Consider the following 18417-nt stretch of genomic DNA (forward strand, 5'->3'; position numbering starts at 1 on the left):
GTGAGGGGAAGGCGGCCGGGGACGGCCGAGGGGGTGGGGATGCTCGCCGGGGTCGTGATCGACGCCGTGCTCGCCGACCCCCGGCGCGGGCATCCGGTCGCGCTGTTCGGTACCGCCGCCGCCGGGGTGGAGAGGCGGGTGTACGGAGACGGCCGGGCCCGGGGCGTCCTCCACGTGGCCCTGTGCGTCGTCCCGGTGGCGCTGCTCGGCCACGCCGCGACCCGGTCGCGCAACCCGGTGGTGCGGGCCGCGCTGAGCGCGGCGGCGACGTGGGCGGTCGTCGGCGGTACGACGCTGGGCCGCGAGGGCACGGCGATGGCCGGGTTCCTGGAGGACGGTGATCTCGCGGGGGCGCGGGGACGGCTGTCGCACCTGTGCGGGCGCGACCCGTCCGGGCTGGGGGAGGCCGGGCTCGCCAGGGCCACCGTCGAGTCGATCGCGGAGAACACCTCGGACGCGGTGGTGGCGCCGCTGTTCTGGGGGGCGGTGGCCGGGGTGCCCGGCCTGCTCGCGTACCGGGCCGTCAACACGCTGGACGCGATGGTCGGCCACCGGAACGCGCGCTACGAGCGCTTCGGCTGGGCGGCGGCCCGCCTCGACGACGTCGCCAACTTCGTGCCCGCCCGGATCACCGGGCTGCTCGCCGCGCTCGGCGCCCCCCTGGTGGGGGGTTCGGCGCGGCGCGCGGTGGCGGTGCTGCGCAGGGACGGCCACCGCCACCCCAGTCCCAACGCGGGCCGCTGCGAGGCCGCCTTCGCGGGCGCGCTGGACCTCACGCTGGGCGGGGTCAACGTGTACGGCACCCGCGTGGAGCACCGGCCGGAGATGGGCGACGGGCCCGAGCCCTCGGTCGCGGACATCCGCAGGTCGGTACGGCTCGCGCGGGCGGTGGGCCTCGGGGCCGCGGCCCTGGCGGTCCTGGCCGTCCTGCGGCGCCGGTAGGGAGTCCGGGTGGGCGGTGCGGGCGCCGGGGCGGCATGCTGGTCGCCATGATGGTTGATTCCCCCGGAGAACCGCCTGTGGTTCCGATCTGTCCTGATGCCACCCGCCGTCCCGGTGTCACGGGTCGTCGCGATGCCGCGTGTCGTGCCGGGTTCGCCACTCCTCGGGCCGGGGCGAAGGCGTGAAGGGGGCGAAAGGGGCGAAAGGGGTGAAGGGGGCACTGCTGGTCGCGGGGACGACCTCCGACGCGGGCAAGAGCGTCGTCACCGCCGGGATCTGCCGCTGGCTGGCCCGGCAGGGGGTGAGGGTCGCGCCGTACAAGGCGCAGAACATGTCGCTCAACTCCTTCGTCACCGCCGACGGCGCCGAGATCGGCCGGGCCCAGGCGATGCAGGCCGCCGCGTGCGGGCTGGAGCCCAGCGCGGACATGAACCCGATCCTGCTCAAGCCGGGCAGCGACCGGCGCAGCCAGGTCGTGGTGATGGGCAGGCCGATGGCCGAGGTCGACGCGATGGAGTACTGGGACGTCAAGGAGCGGCTCCGCCAGGTCGCGGTGGACGCGCTGGAGCGGTTGCGGGGCGCGTACGACGTGGTGGTCTGCGAGGGGGCGGGCAGCCCGGCGGAGATCAACCTGCGCAGGGGGGACATCGCCAACATGGGCCTGGCCCGTGCCGCGAACCTGCCGGTCATCGTGGTCGGCGACATCGACAGGGGCGGGGTCTTCGCCGCGCTGTACGGGACGGTGGCGCTGCTGGAACCCGCCGACCAGGCGCTGGTCGCCGGGTTCGTGATCAACAAGTTCCGGGGGGCGCCCGAGCTCCTCGAACCGGGGCTGGACATGATCAGGGAGCTGACCGGCCGCGAGGTGTACGGGGTCCTGCCCTGGCTGGACGGCCTCTGGCTGGACGTCGAGGACTCCCTGGCCCTGGACAACCGGCCCGCGATCGGAGCGCGCGCCCCGTACGGCAGGCAGACCCTGCGGGTGGCGGTGGTACGGCTGCCGCGGATCTCCAACTTCACCGACGTGGACGCGCTGGCCTCGGAACCCGGGGTGGCGGTCCGGTTCGTGACCTCCCCCGGCGAGCTGGACGACGCCGACCTGGTGGTGCTGCCCGGTTCCCGGGCCACGGTCTCCGACCTGGCGTGGCTCCGCGCCACCGGCCTGGCCGCGGCCCTGCCGGGCCGGGCGGTGCTGGGCATCTGCGGCGGTTACCAGATGCTCGCCAGGACCATCCGCGACGACGTCGAGTCGGGAGCGGGCCTGGTCGAGGGGCTGGGGCTGCTGCCCGCGTCGGTGGAGTTCGCCGCGGACAAGACGCTGGGCCGTCCGGCCGGCACCGCGTACGGCCACCCGGTCGCCGCGTACGAGATCCACCACGGCGTGGTGACGGCCGACGGCGGCGAGCCCTTCCTGGACGGCTGCCGGGACGGCTCGGTGTGGGGGACCACCTGGCACGGCGCCCTGGAGAACGACGGCTTCCGCCGGTCCTTCCTCGCCGAGGTGGCCGCCGTCTCCGGGCGTGACTTCACCCCGGCACCGGACGTGTCGTTCGCCGCCCTGCGGGAGGAGAGGCTGGACGCGCTCGGTGACCTGATCGAGCGGAACGTCGACACCGGCGCCCTGCTCAGGCTGCTGGAGGGCGGGGCACCTCGGGGACTGCCGCCGCTGCCACCCGGCGGGGCTTCGCGCGAGGCTCCGGACTTCTCGGCCGGTGTTCCCGCCGCCGGTCGAGCCGGTGCTTTCCCCGTCGGCTGAGCCGGTGCTTCCTCGCCGGTCGAGCCGGTGCTCCCCTCCGCGGGTTGCGGGAGTGGTCTCTCCGCAGGTCGGGGGAGTGCTCTCTCGGCTCTCCCGCACTGTTTCCCCTGAGGATCGGAGGCGGGCACATCACTTCGGCCGGCGAAAAAGCGAAGGTTCCTCTGCCGGGTAAACTCGATATTCCCCCGCCAGGTCTGATGGGGGTATGGGAGGCCGACCATGTCCCGCATCCTGATGTTGCTCTTCGTCATCGCGGTGATCGCGGTGGTGGTTCTCGGTGTGACCATGGCGGTCCGCGCCTCGGCGGCACGCAGGTCCATCGCCGAAAGTCCCCGGGAGATCCTCAAGCGCCGCTACGCGGCCGGTGAGATCGACGAGGACGAATACCTCCGCCGCATGTCGGGCCTCTCCCAGGACTGGTAGTCCCGCCGGCCGTGGTCAGGCCGCAGGGGCGGGAGCCGGCTGGTTCGCGGTGATCCAGGCGTCGATCTCCTCCCACTGGTCGAAGAGCCAGCGGATCTGGTCCTCACGGTCGCGCGGCACGTCGGCGGCCTGGACCCGCCACCACTTGGCCTTGATCTGGGCGCTGAGCGGCAGGCGGGTCCAGATGTCCCCGAGGGTGACCAGGTCGTCGAGACCGGTGTGCGCGACGAAGACCACGTCCGCCTCGGGGCAGGCCTCGATGGCGGCGATGGCCCCGTTGGGGCGGGGGGCCATCAGGTGCCGCAGCCTGCGGGCCCGCGCGGCCTCCTCCGACAGGCCCTTCTGCTCCAGTCGCAGGATGGTCCGCCAGCGGCGCTTCGGGGTGAAGTTGCCGCCCTCCGGGAAGATCACCAGGGCGTCGTCGGCGTCCATGTCGGAGGACAGGCGGCGGATCTCGCCGAGGATGCCGCTCTCGGCGGCCTTGCGGTGGACGAAGGCGTTGGGGAGGCGGTTGATCACCACGTCCAGCGAGGGGACGAACTGCAGGGCCGCCTTCATCACGATCCTCGGGCGCCTGCCGTACCGGGCGAGAAGGTGGTGGACGAGCAGGAACGAGTCGCCCGGGCCCGCGTGGCGGGACAGGACGATGACGGGACGGGTGAGGCGGCGGGAGATCTCCTCGGAGGTCGGCGGCGGCTCGTCGACCTCGACGCTCAGGCGGAAGATCCGCACCGCGGCCTCGTAGATCTTGGACAGGAACCACTGGATCAGCTCGTAGTGCCGCTCCTGGTACTCGTCGCGGTTGAGCCGGCCGCCCAGACCGTTCGCCACCCACAGCCACAGGCAGGCGCACAGCGCCAGCGACTCCAGCGTCAGCCACGCCATCGCGAACCAGACCAGCCGGGTGCCGCGCCGCTGCGGGGGCGGCAGGCGCAGCGAGGCCGCGGTCACCACCAGCAGCCAGATCGGGAGCGTGAGCACCGCGACGACGGTGAGCACGATGACGAGCGGGGCCAGGACCAGGCGGCGGATGATGCGAGGAGGCAGCACGAGCGGCTCCTGCCTGTGTGGATGTGCGGTCGTGGTGCGTGTGCGGGGCCGGCGTGACTCAGGAGGCGATGATCCGGACGTGTCTCCTCGGGAGTACCCCCGGTGTGGGCCTACCCCAATATGGATATATGACTCGGCTTGGTTTATATCGGCACCGTTGCGGACGGTGGAGTGGCTCAGGGGGACGCTTGCCGGACCAGGTAGTCGGACGAGGCCCGGTACGCGCGATCGATGTATTCAGATATATGCGATGAATCCCGATAACGCAGCTGAGAGAGGTCTATTCCTGGTCGGGACTCGCCCCCGGACGGCATGACATGGGCCTCGATGTCGTCCGGCAGGGTGGCCATCTCCTCGGTGAAGCGGTGCCGCCGGGCGATCTCGAAGGCGGTCATGCCGACCTCCCACGGGCGCCGGGGCACGACCAGGGGACGCTCGATCCTGCCCACGTGCAGCACGTAGACCCGCCGGGCGCCGAGCGCGACGGCCCGGCCGACCGGGATGCTGTGCACCAGCCCGCCGTCGAGGTAGTGGCCGTCGCCGACGCGGACGGGCGGCAGCAGCCCGGGGACGGCGCAGGAGGCGAGGACCGCGTCGACCAGGGGGCCCTCGGTGAACCAGTGCGCGGCGGCGCGCTCGACGGAGGCGGCCACGCACTGGAACGGTACGGACAGGTCCTCGATGCGGGAGACCGGCAGCGTCCTGGCCAGCAGGTCGCGCAGCGGCTCGGAGGAGTGCAGGTGGGTGCCGCTCCTGGCGAGGGTGGACAGCCGGGTCACCCAGGACCCCGCGAACGCCGTACGGACGATCTCCGAACCCCACAGCGTGGTCAGGCGCGCGACCGCGTCACCGGGGGCGGCGGCGAGCACCACGCCGTTCAGCGCGCCCACGGACGTGCCGATGATCACGTCGGGCTTGATGCCCGCCTCGTCGAGCGCCCGCAGCATGCCCACCTCGTGGGCGCCGAGGACGCCCCCGCCACCCAGTACGAAGGCAGTGTCCAGGCTCATGGGCTCACCATAGCCCCGCGGCCGAGCGCGGCGCCGCCTGGCGGGTTCCGGATCCGCGCAACGAAGGGGCGATCAGCTGTCCGGGTCCGGTCATGACCCCGGCGGTGCCGAGCGGGCACGATCTGATGCATGACAGCGGTAGTGGAGACCGAGGGGCTCACCAAGTTCTACGGCGGGCGCCGGGGACTTGAGGATCTCGACCTGGAGATCCGGCCCGGGGAGGTGTTCGGGTATCTCGGCCCGAACGGATCGGGAAAGACGACGACGATCAGGCTGCTCCTGGACGTCATCCGCCCCACCCGGGGCCGGATGACGGTCCTCGGCCGGGATCCCCGCGAGGCGAGCGTGCGGAGCCGGATCGGCTACCTGCCAGGCGAGCTGGCCCTGGAGGGCAGGGAGAAGGCGGGGGAGTTCCTCGCCTTCCTCGGCGCGATGCGCGACGGCGTGCCCAAGGGGCGGATCGAGGCGCTGGCCGAGCGGCTGGAGGCCGACCTGTCGGTGCCCATGGGCAAGCTCTCCAAGGGCAACAAGCAGAAGGTCGGGCTCATCCAGGCGTTCATGCACGAGCCGGAGTTCCTGATCCTCGACGAGCCGACCAGCGGCCTGGACCCGTTGATGCAGCAGGAGTTCCTGGCGATGGTCCGCGAGGTCCGCGCCTCGGGCCGTACCGTGCTGATGTCCTCTCACGTGCTGGCCGAGGCCGAGGACGTCTCCGACCGGGTCGGCATCGTGCGCGGCGGCAGGCTGGTCGCGGTGGAGGACGTCTCCGCGCTCAGGGAGAAGGCGGTGCGCCGGGTGGAGTTCCACTTCGACGCCCCGGTGCCCCGCGAGGCGTTCGAGAACCTGCCGGGTGTACGGGACCTGCGGATGGAGGGGGCCGGGCTGCGCTGCACCATCGACGGCCGCCCGGACGCGCTGATCAAGGCGGCGGCGAGGTTCACCGTGGTGCACATGGTCAGCGCACAGCCCGACCTGGAGGAGATCTTCCTCACCTACTACAGCCAGAACGAGGAAGGAGAGGCGAGCCGTGCCGACGCTGGTGTCTAAGAGCCTGCGTGACTACCGCAGGACGCTGCTCGGCTGGACCGTCGGGATCAGCGCGTTCTTCGCGCTGTACCTGGCCTACTACCCGACCATCCAGAGCAACCCCGACCTCTACGGGGACATCGCGCTGAGCAAGTTCCCCGGGGCCATGCGCGACCTCATGGGCGGCCTGGAGGGCGGTTTCACCAGCGGGTCCGGCTACCTGCAGACCCTGGTCTACCAGCTGTTCGGGCCGATGCTGTTCATCGCGTGCGCCGCGGCGATCGGCAACCGGGCGATCGCCCAGCCCGAGGAGTCGGGCACGCTGGAGCTGGTCCTGACCCTCCCGGTCGACCGCAGGCGGCTCGTCCTGGAGCGCTTCGCCGCCCTGGCACTCGCGCTGCTCGGCGTGGCGGCGGTCACCTTCCTCGTCGTGCTGGGCCTGGCGGCGGCCGTGGACATGGGCGTCCCCGCCGGCAGGATTTTCGCCGGTCACGCCGGCGTCTTCCTGCTCGCCCTCTTCTTCGGCACGCTCTGCCTGACGGTCGGCGCCGCGACGGGCCGCAGGGGGGTCGCCCTGGCGGCGGTCGGGGCGGTCGCCGTGGCCGGATACGCGGTCGAGACCATGGGCAAGAACGTGGACGCGGTGTCCTGGCTGCGCTGGATCTCGCCGTTCCACTACTACCTCGACGGACGGCCGATCCAGCTGGGATTCCCGGTGTGGGACTATCTCGTGCTGGCCGGGGCGACCGTCGCGCTGCTCCTGATCGCGATGCCGGCCTTCGACAGGCGTGACGTGGGAGTCTGATGGACGAGCTGCTGGGCGGCCATCTCCGGGTGTTACGGGAGGCGGCCGCCACCGGCAGGCTGCCCGGCCGGGCCGAGCTCGACGACTGCCGCGCCGCCGGTGCGCTGGCCGCCGAGCGGGGCGCGTCCGCGCGGGCCCTGGTCGAGGCCGCGCTGGCCATGGCCGAGTCGGTGAGCCCCACCCCGCTCCCGGCCCTGCGGCGCACGGTCTCCGCCCTGATGGAGGGGTACGAGAACGCCCAGCGGTCGGCGCTGCGCCAGGAGGAGGCGGCGCGCAGGGAGTTCGTCGACGACCTGCTCCAGGGCCGCGCCGACAGGCTCGCCGAACGGGCCGAGCACTTCGGGCTCCGCCTGGCCGAGACGTACGTGGTCGCCGTCGCGCGTCCCGCCGGAGCCGCTGAAGTCGCCGGAGCCGGAGCCGGAGTCGCGGGAGCCGGAGCCGCGGGAGCCGGAGTCGCGGGAGCCGGAGTCGCCACGGCCGCCCCGGCCGCCGCTCCGGGGGACGGCGGGCTCGCGGGGGAGGCCGAGGGGACGGCCCGGCGGATCGAGGACGCGCTGGTCGCCCGGTTCGGCTCGCACAACGTGCTGGTCGCGGTCCGCGACGGGATGCTCGTGTGCGTCGCGCCGGGCAGCCTCACCGTCGCGACCGGCGAGTTCACCCACCACGTGCGCCAGGCGTTCGCGCCCGGCTGGCGGATCGGGCTCGGCCGGGCGCACCGGGGCCCCGGCGGGGTGGTCACCTCCTACCGGGAGGGTGCCAACGCCATCGAGCTCGGTGACCGGCTGGGACTGCGCGCCCCCGTGCTCAAGGCCGCGGACCTGCTGGTGTTCCCGGTGCTGCTGCGGGACCGTACGGCCATCGAGGACCTGGTGACGAGCGTGCTCAGCCCGCTGCTGGAGGCGCGGGGCGGTCCCGAGCCGCTGCTCGCCACGCTGGAGGCCGTCTTCGCCTCCCAGGGCAACCAGACCGCCGCCGCGCGCAGGCTCGGCGTCAGCACCCGGGCGGTGACCTACCGGCTGGAGCGGATCCGCCGCCTCACCGGGTTCTCACCGGATGACCCCACCCAGCGTTTCACCCTGGAGACGGCGGTCCTGGGAGCCCGCCTCCTGGACTGGCCCGCCCACCCGCTGCACTGACCTGGACGGCTCGCCTACCGGCCGCGCCGACCGGCCCGGCTCGTCCACCCGCTGCGCCGACCGGGCCGGTCCGTCCGTTCGCCGTGCCGGCCGGGTCGCCCGACCGCCGTGCCGGCCGTCGTGCCCGTCCGCCGTGCCGTTACGGGATCAGAAGCACCTTGCCGGTCGTACGGCGGGCTTCGAGGTCCTCGTGCGCGCGGGCGGCCTCGGCGAGCGGGTAGCGCTCGGAGATGTGCACCCGCAGCTGACCGGACGCCACCCAGCCGTAGAGGTCGGAGGCGCGCCAGGTGAGCTCGTCCCGGGTGGCGATGTAGGCGCCCAGAGTCGGGCGGGTCAGGAAGAGGGAGCCGCTCCTGGCGAGGAGCTGCGGGTCGAGCGGCGGGACCGGGCCGCTGGCCTGGCCGTACAGCGCCATCATGCCGCGCGGTCGCAGCGAGGCGACGCTCTCGTCGAAGGTGGCCGCGCCCACGCCGTCGTAGACGACGTGCACGCCGGAGCCGGTCAGGTCGCGGACGGCGTCGGCGAAGCCCTTGTAGCGGAACACCTCGTCGGCACCCGCCTGGCGGGCCAGGATCTCCTTCTCCTCGGTGGAGACCGTGCCGATCACCCGGGCGCCGCGCAGCTTGGCGATCTGGGTGAGCAGCAGGCCCATGCCCCCGGCGGCGGCGTGCACCAGGACGTCGTCCCCCGCCTTCACCTCGTACGTGGAGTGCGTCAGGTAGTGCGCGGTCAGCCCCTGGAGGGTGACGGCCGCCGCGACCTCGGCGGCGACCCCCTCGGGCACGGTGAGCAGCTTGGAGGCGGGCACCGTGGCCCTGGAGGCGTAGCTGCCCGGCACGTTGGCCCAGGCCACGGTGTCGCCGACGGCGACGTCACGGACGTCCTCGCCGACCGCGGCGACGGTGCCCGCGCCCTCCTCCCCGGGGACGAAGGGCAGTGAGAGCGGGTAGCGGCCGATCCGGTGGTAGACGTCGATGAAGTTCACGCCGGAGGCCGCGACGTCGACCAGGACGTCGCCCGGGTTCAGCCGGGGGTCCGGGTGGTCGTCGGTGTAGGTGAGAACCTCGGGCCCGCCGGTGGCGGAGACGACTATGGCGCGCATCGTGCTGAACTCCTTAGGTCAGTCGAATGTCTCGATCGTCCCCATTGTCATGCGGAGCACTCACCGTCGCGGCCATCCGGTCAGGGCTGCCGGGTGGTGGCCGGACCGTGCAGGGTGAAGTTGTCGAACGCGGTCCGCAGGACCGCGTTGCTGTTCTCGCCCACCCTGGCGATCACGCCGACCAGCCCGTTGGGCAACGGGTTGGTGTCGAGGAACGACTGGGTCTGCTCGTCGTTGACCCACATGGTGAGCTGCACGCCCCCCTCGACGCCGGTGCACTCGGCCGTGAGCCGGATGGCCTCGCCCTTGGGCAGGTCGACCTTGACGGGCTTGGTGAGCTCGCCCCCGGCGCTCTTCACGGTCTTGCGGATGCGGGCGTTGCCCGTGGTGTCGAGCAGGAACTCGTACCGTGTCGCCTTGTTGTCGTCCTCGCCCCGGCAGAACAGCCCGTACTCGCCCATTCCGGTGGTGCCTGAGCGGATCGTGATGTCGGAGCCGAGCAGGATCCTGCTCGGGGTGATCGGCGTGGGGCTGGCCGTGGGGTCGGGGGTGGCCGGGGGAGCGGACACGAAGGGGATCGGGGCCTGCTCCCGCCTGACGGGGGAGTACCCGCTGACGTCGACGGCGTAGTAGCCCTCGGGGGCGTAGCCGTACGTGCCGGTCATCGGGCTGTAGGTGCCGCCGCTCCAGCCGGTGCCGCTCTGGGTGAAGTCGTCCTGGTAGAGCAGGGCGAGGTTCTCCGGCGGGCCGCCGGGAGCGAGCGCGAGGCGCAGGCCGAGCCCTCCGGCCGCCACCATCAGGGCCGCCACGACCACCCCGACCACCAGTTTCCGCCGTCCGGCAGTCCCGCCTCGCGAGAGGAAAGGCCCGGTGTCGTCCCGTGGCCGCTCGGGGAGGGTGTGGCCGGGGCCGTCGTGGAAGGCGCCGGAGACCGTGTGGCCGCCTCGCACGGACGGCGCGGTGTGGCTCCAGTCGGGATCGGCCGGGTGACCCGCGTGACCTCGGCCGGGAACGGAGTTCTGTCCCACGGGTCCGCTGCCGGAGCCGGGGAAGGGCGGCCCGGCGGGTCCGGTCCAGGGGGCGCCGCCGGGCGGTCCCTGAGGTCCCTGAGGTCCCTGAGGTTCCTGCCAGGAGGCCTGGACAGAGTGGGCGGCCTGCTCGGGTGCGGCGGAGCGGCCCACCAGGTGGTCGAGGAGCTGCTGTGAGGTGGGCCGGTTCCGCGGGTCCTTGGTCAGCGCGTAGGTGACCAGTTCGCGCAGCGCGGGCTCCATGCCCTCCAGGGACGGCTCGGTGTTGAGCACCTGGTACAGCACCGCGGGCAGCGCCTCGCCGCCGAACGGTGCCCGCCCGCTCGCGGCGAAGGCCATCAGGCAGCCCCACGAGAACACGTCGCAGGCGGCCGAGACCGGCTCGCCGCGCAGTACCTCGGGCGCCATGTAGCGGGGGGTGCCGAGGATCTCGCCGGTCCCGGTCATTCCGCTGAGGGTGTCCAGCGCGCGGGCGATGCCGAAGTCGATGACGCGGGGGCCGACGGGGGAGAGCAGCACGTTGGACGGCTTGAGGTCGCGGTGCACCACTCCGGCGCCGTGGATGGCGGTCAGCGCGGTCGCCACCCCGACGGCGAGCGCGTCGAGGCTGGAGCCGCGGAGCGGGCCGCCGGAGTCGACGGCCTCCTCGAGGTTGGGCCCGGTGACGTACTCGGTGACGACGTAGAGCTGGTCGTCGTCGAGCGCCGCCTCGATGACCGCGGCCGTGCAGAACCTGCGGACCCGCTGCGCCGCGTCGGCCTCCCTGCGGAAGCGCATCCGGAACCGTTCGTGCTGGCTGTACTCCGGATTGATGACCTTGATGGCGACCTGCTGCCCGTCAGGGGACTCGCCAAGATAGACCGTGCCCATCCCGCCCCGGCCCAGCCTGCTGAGCACGCGGTATCGGCCTATCTGCAGGGGTTCGTCGGGACTGAGGTTGTTCACCTTTGTACCTAACCGCATACGCCGTCACATGAGTGGCTCAGCCTATCGATCTCTTGCCGCTCGCCAGCAGTCGCAACAGCGGCAGGTCCACTTTTTCCAGACTGTCCACGCTCAGCACGTCCTCCGCCACCGGATCGCCGGAGACCGACACCACCCGGCACCCGGCCGCGCGGGCCGCCGCGAGCCCGGTGGGACTGTCCTCCACGGCCACGCAGTCGGCCGGGTCGAGGCCCAGCCCGGAGGCCGCCCGCAGGTACGGGTCGGGCAGCGGCTTGCCGCGCGCGGTGTCCTCGGCGGCCACGACCAGGGCGAACCGCTCCGCCCCGACGGTGTGCAGGACCATGTCGACGATGAGCCGCGGCGAGGCGCTGACCAGGGCCGTGGGCACGCCTTCCGCCCCCAGGTCGTCCAGCAGCCGGATCGCGCCTGGCAGCGGTGTCACCCCGCCGGAGACCCGTTCGGCGAAGGCCTCGGTGAGCCGCGCCCCGACCCGTTCGACCCTGGCCCGTTCGGCCCCGGCCCGCTCCGCACCGGCCCGTTCGACCCCGGCCTGTTCCGTACCGGGCGGCGCGGGGGCGCGGCGCGCGAGGTAGCCGGCCGCGTCCTCGACCAGGCGGCCGAGGACGTGGCCGGCGTCGGCCTCCGTCAGCTCCAGGTCCAGCTCGGCGGCGACCTCCACGCACGCCTGCCACCACATCCCCTCGGTGTCCACGAGCGTGCCGTCCATGTCGAACAGGACGGCTCCGAGCTCACCCGACACCCGCGACGTCCTCCGACTCGGCCGCCTTCGGGGACTTCGAGGACTCCGGGGACTCCGGGGACTCCGGGGACTTCGCGGGGTCCTCGGAGGTGAGGACGGGCGCGGGGGCGGTGCGCGCGGCGACGAGCACGGGCCGCTGCACGAGGGCGACGTCCACCCGCGTGCCCGGCGCCAGGCGTACCGCGTCGTGTCCCGGCACGTCGCTGAGGACCTCCAGCTCGCCCACCCGCACCCGCAGCCGCGCGGTGGAGCCGCGGAAGGACGACGCCACGATCGTGGCGTTCCCGTCGGGGGAGGGGGTGACCAGCACGGCCTCGGGGCGTACCAGCACGTCGACGTCGGGCGAGGACGGCAGCGGGCCGTCCACCGGCATGAGCTTGCCCATGACGGTGACCTCCTGGCCGGACAGGCGGCCGGGGACGTGGTTCATCGCGCCGACGAACTCCGCCACGAACGGGGTGGCGGGCCGGTCGTAGACCTCGGCCGGCGGGCCGCACTGCTCCAGCCGCCCGGCGCGCAGCACCGCGACCTTGTCGGCGACCGACAGGGCCTCCTCCTGGTCGTGGGTGACGAAGATGGTGGTGATGCCCAGTTCGAGCTGGAGCCGCCGGATCTCCTCGCGCAGCGAGACACGGACCTTGGCGTCCAGCGCGGACAGCGGCTCGTCGAGCAGCAGCACGCGCGGCTCCAGCGCCAGCGCCCTGGCCAGGGCGACGCGCTGCTGCTGGCCGCCGGACAGCTCGTGCGGGTAGCGCTGGGCGTGCGCCGGCAGGCCGACCAGCTCCAGCAGCTCGTCCGCCCGCGCGTGCCGCTTGGCGGTCGGCACCTTGCGCACCCGCAGCCCGAAGGCCACGTTGTCCCTGGCGTTGAGGTTGGGGAACAGGCTGTAGGACTGGAAGACCATGCCCGCGTCCCGCCGGTTGGCGGGGACCCGGGTGATGTCCTTGCCGTCCACGAGCACCGCTCCGGCGTCGGGGTGCTCGAAACCGGCGACGCAGCGCAGCGCCGTGGTCTTCCCGCAGCCGGAAGGGCCGAGCAGGGCCATCAGTTCGCCCTGTTCGACGGTGAGGTCCAAGCCGTCCAGGGCCACCGTACGGCCGAACGCGCGGCGCAGCCCCCGGAACTCGACGGTCATCTGCGTTTCCTTCCCGCACCCGAGAGGGTGAGCAGCAGCAGCCAGATGAGGAGCAGGCTGATGATCGACAGGGCGACGGAGAGCTGCCCGTCGTTCCCGGAGATGGTCACGATCCAGACCGGGAACGTCTCGTAGCCGAGCAGGGCCGCGATGGTGTACTCGCCGAGCACCAGCGCGAGGGTGAGGAACGAGGCGCTGGCGATGGAGGAGCGGATGTTGGGGATGATCACCCGGAACAGCACGTACGGCCACGAGGCGCCCAGGTTGCGGGCCGCCTCCACCAGCGTCCGCACGTCGATCGCGCGCAGCCCGGCGTCCAGCGACCGGTAGGCGAACGGCAGCGTCAGCATCACGTACGCGAGCACGAGGACGAACGGGAACCTCTCGTCCTGGACGGCGATCAGCGTCGCCCAGAACGGTGTGGCGGCCAGCGCGTCGACGCCCTCGCGCAGCGCCGTGCTGATGCCGACCACGTAGGTGATCGGGGGTACTACCAGCGGGAGCGTGGAGATCAGCTCCAGCACCGGCCGCAGCCGGGGCGCGCCGAGCCGTACGGCCAGCATCGCCGGGAGGGTGAGCAGCAGCACCGCGACGATGGTGCAGGCGGCGAGCGCGAGGGAGAGCAGCAGGCTGGGCAGGAAACCGGGCGCCGAGAGGATCCGCCCGTAGGCGGCGAGCGAGAAGCCCTGCCCCTCCGAGTAGACGGTGAACCAGAAGGACACCGCCATCGGCACGACGAAGTAGATCGCCGCGACGACCAGCACGATCCCCCGCCAGGCCCGGCGCTGCCCGGGGCGGGCGGTGGCGGCGGGGCCCGGGGTGACGTCGGTCAGGGTGGCTACCGCAACCATCGGGAGCTCCTCTTCTGCAGCGGCAGGTAGACCGCCATCACCAGCAGCGCGACGACGATCATGTCGAGGCTCAGCGCGAGCGCGACGTTCTCGTACCCGATGAGGACGTCCCCGGTGAGGGCCTCGGCGATCTGCAGGGTGACCAGCGGGACCGTGCTGCCCACCATGGCGTAGGCGGTGGCGTAGGCGGCGAACGCGCCGCCGAACAGCAGGACGACGCCGCCGAGCAGGGCCGGGGTCAGCACCGGGATGCCGACGTAGCGCCAGAACTGCCAGGTGGTGGCGCCGTTGTTCTGCGCCGCCTCCCGCCACTGCGGGCGCAGGCCGTCCAGCGCCGGGGTCACGACGAGCACCATCAACGGCACCGAGAAGTACATGTAGACCAGGGCCAGGCCCCAGAAGTTGTACAGCACCCCCGGGCCGAGGCCCAGCGCGGTGGTGATCACCCCCGAGTTGCCCAGGGTGGCGATCCAGATGAAGGCCAGCGGCACGCCGCCGAAGTTGGACAGCACGCCGGAGAAGGTCAGCACGGCCTCGCGCAGCGCGGTGAACCGGGAGGTCAGCACCGCCTGGGCCAGGAACGTCCCGGCGACCGCGGCGGCGACCGCCACCACGGCCGACAGCTGGACGCTGCTGAGCAGGGCGTTCAGGTAGGGCCCCTGGAGGCTCCTGGACAGGTTGGCGGTGCCGAGGGAGGACACCTTGGTCGCCGGGTCCTTGACGGTGAACGCGCCGACCAGCAGTGTGAGCGCCGGGATCCCGAAGGCCACCGCCGTCACGACCAGCAGCGGCAGGGCTCCCAGCCAGTTCTTGGATCGAGGACGGCCGCCGCCGCGCGGGGCGGCGGCCGTGACGGCGGGGACGGTCATCCCGAGACCGCGGCGCCCCAGCCTCCGGCCAGGACCTCCTTGGCCTTGTTGACCTGCTCCTCCGTCGGGAAGGTGGGCTCACCCTCGACCGGCGGGAGGTTGGCCTCCGCGGCCGCGTCGACCGTGCCGTCGGCCTTCATCGCGGGCAGCAGCACCGGGCGGGCGAAGCCGCCGAGGTAGAGATTCTGGCCCTCGGGGCTGTAGAGGAACTCCTGCCACAGGCGCGCGGCGGCCGGGTGCGGGGCGTCCTTGTTGATGGCCTGGGCGTAGAGCTGGAAATACTTGCCGTCGCTGGGGATGACGGTCTTCCAGTCGAGGCCCTTCTCGGCCATCTTGGGGGCGTAGGCGGCGTTGTTGTAGTCCCAGTCGATGCTGATCTGGGTCTCGCCCTTCTCGATGGTGGCCGGGGTGGTCTCGACGGGGTTGAAGTTCCCGGTGTCCTTCAGCTTCTTGAAGAAGTCCAGGCCGGGCTGGATGTCGTCGAAGGAGCCGCCGTTGGCGAGGGCCGCCGCGTACACGCCCGCGAACGCCGAGCCCGACTTGGTGGGGTTGCCGTTCAGGGCGACCTTGCCCTTGTACTCGGGCTTGAGCAGGTCGGCGTAGGTCTCCGGGCACTTGGCGATCTTCTTGGCGTCGCAGCCGATGGAGATGTAGCCGCCGTAGTCGTTGAACCAGAGGCCGCTGGGCTCCTTCTGGTTCTCGGGGATCTTGTCCCAGGTCTCGACCTTGTACGGCGCGAACAGGCCCTCGGCGGCGCCGCTGATCGCGAAGGACTGGCCGAGGTCGAGCACGTCGGGGGCGCGGTCCTGGCCCTTGCGGGTCTTCACCGCGTTGATCTCGTCGGCGCTGGAGGCGTCGGGGGTCTCGCTCTCGATCTCGATGCCGTACTTCGCCTTGAAGGCCTCGATGATCTTTCCGTAGTTGGCCCAGTCGGGCGGGAGGGCGATGACGTGGAGCTTGCCCTCCTTCTTGGCGGCCTCGACGAGCTTGTCCAGCCCGCCGAAGTCGGCCGCGGAGGTGGCGGTTCTGGCGTCCACTCCGGCCGCGGAACCTCCGTCGGAGGCGCCCGCGGACGGTGCCGTCGTACCGGGGGCGGCTCCGCACGCGGCGGCGCCGACCAGGAGGAAGGCCGCCAGGCCTGCAAAGCGAACTCGGGATGCGATCACGGTGTCTCCCAAGGGGGTGTCGCGCAATATTTCACGAAAGTAGACGAACTTGTACAAACAAGCTAGACCTCCTCTGTCGTGAATCAGTTGCTGTTTGGTGAACGGACGAAGTACGGCGGTGAAATGCGTGAACCGGGGCTATGTGAGCTATTAATGCTTGTTTAGGGTGGGGCTGAGCCGGCCGCCAGGTGCGCGCAGCGAGGGATCCCGCCGACGCGCGCCGGGCCGGGAGCGAGAGGGCGGCTTGAGAGGCGAGGCGAGATTGCGCGGTCACCGGGTGTTCGCGGATGCGTGGAGAGGTGCCCTGGAGTTCGCGGGCGCGCCGGAGGGGACGCGGGCGCTCGCGGGCCGTCAGGAACGAGCACGGGCGCTCGCGGGTTTCCTGGAGGCGGCGCGGGTGTTCGCGGGTTTCCTGGAGGCGGCGCGGGTGCTCGCGGACCGTCAGGAAGGGGGGCGGGTATGACGGCCCGGTACATGGGCATCGCGGAGGAACTGCGCGACGCGATCATGCGAGGCGAGCACCCCGTGGGCGCCCAGCTGCCCTCCGAGGCCGAACTGGCCACCCGCTTCGCCGCCTCGCGCGGCACGATCCGCCAGGCGGTCGCCGTGCTCGCCACCGAGGGCCTGGTCGGGTCCCGGCAGGGGGCCAGGCGCATCGTGCTCGGCCGCGAGCGCAGCCAGAGCTTCGCCGAGCTGCACAGCTTCGCCCAGTGGGCGCGGGCGATGGGCTACCGGGTCAGCGGGCAGGTGCTGCAGCAGCGTCGCAGGGGCGCGGGCGCCACCGAGGCCGTACGGCTGGCGCTCCAGCCCGGTGATCCGGTGCTCTCCGTGCTGCGGCTGCGCTCCCTGGAGGGCGAGCCGGTGATGCTGGAGCGCACGGTCTACGCCGGGTGGATCGCCCCGGCCGTCGAGCGCATCGAGCCGGGCTGCGAGTCGGTCACCCAGGCGCTGTACGACAGCGTCGGCCTCGTCTTCGCCTACGGCGAGCACCTCATCGACGCGGTGGCCGCGGGCGTCCAGGACGCCAGGCTGCTGGCCGTGCGCAGGGGCAGCCCGCTGCTGCGCCAGCGCCGGGTCACCACCACCCACGAGGGACGGCCCGTCGAGTGGTCCGACGACCGCTACCGCGCGGGCAGCGTGACCTTCAGCATCCGCAACTCGGTGGACGCCAACCCGCTCGTACGGCAGATGGGTGACTTGCGCCCGGCGCCGTGAGAACGTATGTTCGATACGCCAGGCCCGCCTTCCCCCGGGTGCTCGTTCGAAAGCCGCGGGAGAGGCGTCTTGAGCAGACTTTACGGCGACCCCATCGAGGTGTGGATCCGCGACGGGCAGCCCGTCCAGTTCGTCTGGCGCGACCGCCTCTACACCGTCCGCCGGGTCCTCGACCACTGGGTCGTCGCGCGCGAGTGGTGGAAGATCTCCGACAGCGATCCCGGCGAGCGGCGGTTCTGGCGGACCGAGGCCGCCACGGGTGATCAGGCCGGCACCTACGAGCTCCGGTTCGACACCGCGGGCGAGGGCTGGTTGCTGATCAGGGCATGGGACTGACGCCTCGCCCCGGCCCGACTTCCGCCGGGTGGGGCGGCCCTCGCTCACTGTCCGGCGGGGTGGACCTCCTGGGGCTGGTCCTGCTCCGAGGTCTCCGGCGAGGAAGCCTCCGGGGCGGCGGGCGCGGGGGGCGGGGAGCTCCTCACGAGCAGGTGCGAGACCGCCTCCGCCGGAGGCGGCGGGAGGTGGTGCTCCGCGTCGGCCTGCCGCCGGTGCCTGGCACCCGCGGCCTGGATCCCGGTGATCTGCCGTACGGTCGCCGCGCACAGCAGGGAGGCGACCGCGACGGCGATCAGTTCGGTCGGCCCGAAGCCGGTCAGGTTCGTGCCTCCCTGGGACGCCCCCGGCCACAGCCGGGCCAGCACCAGGGCGAGCGCGACGAGCCAGCTCAGCCACCAGGCGGTGAGTAGCGCCGTCCAGCGGAGGCGGCGGTCCAGCGGCGGACGGGAGGCCCACCACAGCCGGTCGACCAGCACGGCGGGCGCGACCAGGTTGACCACCGGCACGAACCAGCTCACCAGGACCGGTGCCACCGCGGGCAGGTCGGCGCCCTGCCGGGCGCGGAGCAGCCAGTTCAGGTACGCGGCGACGGCGGCGATCGCGGTCGCGGCGAAGAACATGATCAGGATGGCGAAGACGGTGACCGCGCCGAAGACCGCGTCGGCACCGGGGGCGTGGGGGTCGCCGCCGAGCTCGGCTATCTCCAGGACGAGGCGCCGGCCACGGGCCTGTTCGAACACCGCCAGGGCGGCGATCGCGATCACCAGTGCGGTGAGAGCGACGTAGACGGCCGAAGCCGACCTTTTCTGTAGAGATGGGATAGAGCGCATGTATATCTCCCCCCGCCATGCGCCGAGGACCT

The 18417-nt window shown here is 72.4% G+C and carries 19 protein-coding genes; 9 read left to right on the forward strand and 10 right to left on the reverse strand.

Annotated features, from left to right (window positions below):
* Positions 1 to 39 precede the first annotated feature (39 nt).
* The 3 genes from ACTOQ1_RS09345 (at position 40) to ACTOQ1_RS09355 (ending at position 3121) form a co-directional block, all read left to right on the forward strand.
* Positions 40 to 942 (forward strand): cobalamin biosynthesis protein, encoded by a 903-nt coding sequence (locus ACTOQ1_RS09345; protein WP_440065984.1) that lies wholly within the window; start codon positions 40 to 42, stop codon positions 940 to 942.
* A gap of 208 nt (positions 943 to 1150) precedes the next feature.
* On the forward strand, positions 1151 to 2698 hold the full coding sequence (locus ACTOQ1_RS09350) for a cobyric acid synthase (protein ID WP_440065861.1): 1548 nt from the start codon (positions 1151 to 1153) through the stop codon (positions 2696 to 2698).
* Positions 2699 to 2917: 219 nt separating this feature from the next.
* Positions 2918 to 3121 (forward strand): SHOCT domain-containing protein, encoded by a 204-nt coding sequence (locus ACTOQ1_RS09355; protein ID WP_440065862.1) that lies wholly within the window; start codon positions 2918 to 2920, stop codon positions 3119 to 3121.
* Between the two features lie 15 nt (positions 3122 to 3136).
* Here ACTOQ1_RS09355 and ACTOQ1_RS09360 read toward each other — a convergent pair whose 3' ends face one another.
* Entirely contained in the window at positions 3137 to 4171 is a 1035-nt protein-coding gene (locus tag ACTOQ1_RS09360) for a 1-acyl-sn-glycerol-3-phosphate acyltransferase (protein ID WP_440065863.1), read from the reverse strand.
* A gap of 176 nt (positions 4172 to 4347) precedes the next feature.
* Positions 4348 to 5181 (reverse strand): patatin-like phospholipase family protein, encoded by an 834-nt coding sequence (locus tag ACTOQ1_RS09365; protein ID WP_440065864.1) that lies wholly within the window; start codon positions 5179 to 5181, stop codon positions 4348 to 4350.
* A gap of 129 nt (positions 5182 to 5310) precedes the next feature.
* Here ACTOQ1_RS09365 and ACTOQ1_RS09370 point away from each other — a divergent pair, with 129 nt between their 5' ends.
* The 3 genes from ACTOQ1_RS09370 to ACTOQ1_RS09380 are packed head-to-tail and all read left to right on the forward strand — an operon-like array spanning position 5311 to position 8148.
* A complete protein-coding gene (locus ACTOQ1_RS09370; protein WP_440065865.1) occupies positions 5311 to 6228 on the forward strand; it encodes an ABC transporter ATP-binding protein in 918 nt (305 codons plus the stop codon).
* Complete coding sequence (locus ACTOQ1_RS09375) at positions 6209 to 7012, forward strand: ABC transporter permease subunit (RefSeq protein WP_440065866.1); 804 nt, start codon at positions 6209 to 6211, stop codon at positions 7010 to 7012. The genes ACTOQ1_RS09370 and ACTOQ1_RS09375 overlap by 20 nt, the downstream gene beginning before the upstream one ends.
* Complete coding sequence (locus tag ACTOQ1_RS09380) at positions 7012 to 8148, forward strand: PucR family transcriptional regulator (RefSeq protein ID WP_440065867.1); 1137 nt, start codon at positions 7012 to 7014, stop codon at positions 8146 to 8148. The genes ACTOQ1_RS09375 and ACTOQ1_RS09380 overlap by 1 nt, the downstream gene beginning before the upstream one ends.
* Positions 8149 to 8287: 139 nt before the next feature.
* Here the strand turns inward: ACTOQ1_RS09380 and ACTOQ1_RS09385 are convergent, their stop codons facing one another.
* From ACTOQ1_RS09385 to ACTOQ1_RS09415, 7 genes are all read right to left on the reverse strand, one after another.
* A complete protein-coding gene (locus ACTOQ1_RS09385; protein ID WP_440065868.1) occupies positions 8288 to 9250 on the reverse strand; it encodes a quinone oxidoreductase family protein in 963 nt (320 codons plus the stop codon).
* An 80-nt stretch (positions 9251 to 9330) separates the two neighbouring features.
* The gene (locus tag ACTOQ1_RS09390) at positions 9331 to 11223 is read right to left on the reverse strand and encodes a serine/threonine protein kinase (RefSeq protein WP_440065869.1); all 1893 of its coding nucleotides are present in this window, start codon (positions 11221 to 11223) and stop codon (positions 9331 to 9333) included.
* A 37-nt stretch (positions 11224 to 11260) separates the two neighbouring features.
* Complete coding sequence (locus tag ACTOQ1_RS09395; RefSeq protein ID WP_440065870.1) at positions 11261 to 11983, reverse strand: HAD family hydrolase; 723 nt, start codon at positions 11981 to 11983, stop codon at positions 11261 to 11263.
* A complete protein-coding gene (locus tag ACTOQ1_RS09400; RefSeq protein WP_440065871.1) occupies positions 11973 to 13118 on the reverse strand; it encodes an ABC transporter ATP-binding protein in 1146 nt (381 codons plus the stop codon). Before ACTOQ1_RS09400 ends, ACTOQ1_RS09395 begins: the two co-directional genes overlap by 11 nt.
* A complete protein-coding gene (locus ACTOQ1_RS09405; protein ID WP_440065872.1) occupies positions 13115 to 13969 on the reverse strand; it encodes an ABC transporter permease in 855 nt (284 codons plus the stop codon). The genes ACTOQ1_RS09400 and ACTOQ1_RS09405 overlap by 4 nt, the downstream gene beginning before the upstream one ends.
* Positions 13957 to 14838: an ABC transporter permease gene (locus ACTOQ1_RS09410; protein ID WP_440065873.1), complete on the reverse strand. Its 882-nt coding sequence runs from the start codon at positions 14836 to 14838 to the stop codon at positions 13957 to 13959. The genes ACTOQ1_RS09405 and ACTOQ1_RS09410 overlap by 13 nt, the downstream gene beginning before the upstream one ends.
* Positions 14835 to 16004 (reverse strand): ABC transporter substrate-binding protein, encoded by a 1170-nt coding sequence (locus ACTOQ1_RS09415; protein ID WP_440065874.1) that lies wholly within the window; start codon positions 16002 to 16004, stop codon positions 14835 to 14837. Before ACTOQ1_RS09415 ends, ACTOQ1_RS09410 begins: the two co-directional genes overlap by 4 nt.
* Positions 16005 to 16281: 277 nt before the next feature.
* Here ACTOQ1_RS09415 and ACTOQ1_RS09420 point away from each other — a divergent pair, with 277 nt between their 5' ends.
* From ACTOQ1_RS09420 to ACTOQ1_RS09430, 3 genes are all read left to right on the forward strand, one after another.
* A complete protein-coding gene (locus tag ACTOQ1_RS09420) occupies positions 16282 to 16467 on the forward strand; it encodes a hypothetical protein (protein ID WP_440065876.1) in 186 nt (61 codons plus the stop codon).
* On the forward strand, positions 16464 to 17219 hold the full coding sequence (locus ACTOQ1_RS09425) for a GntR family transcriptional regulator (RefSeq protein WP_440065877.1): 756 nt from the start codon (positions 16464 to 16466) through the stop codon (positions 17217 to 17219). The genes ACTOQ1_RS09420 and ACTOQ1_RS09425 overlap by 4 nt, the downstream gene beginning before the upstream one ends.
* Positions 17220 to 17288: 69 nt before the next feature.
* Positions 17289 to 17555, forward strand: coding sequence for a DUF6504 family protein (locus ACTOQ1_RS09430; protein ID WP_440065878.1), 267 nt, complete (start codon positions 17289 to 17291; stop codon positions 17553 to 17555).
* Positions 17556 to 17599: 44 nt separating this feature from the next.
* Here the strand turns inward: ACTOQ1_RS09430 and ACTOQ1_RS09435 are convergent, their stop codons facing one another.
* Positions 17600 to 18385 carry a DUF4328 domain-containing protein gene (locus tag ACTOQ1_RS09435; protein WP_440065879.1) on the reverse strand — a complete coding sequence of 262 codons (786 nt, stop codon included), beginning with the start codon at positions 18383 to 18385 and terminating at the stop codon, positions 17600 to 17602.
* Positions 18386 to 18417: the final 32 nt, after the last annotated feature.

The sequence above is a fragment of the Streptosporangium sp. OZ121 genome, from assembly GCF_051918885.1.
Classification (GTDB): domain Bacteria; phylum Actinomycetota; class Actinomycetes; order Streptosporangiales; family Streptosporangiaceae; genus Streptosporangium.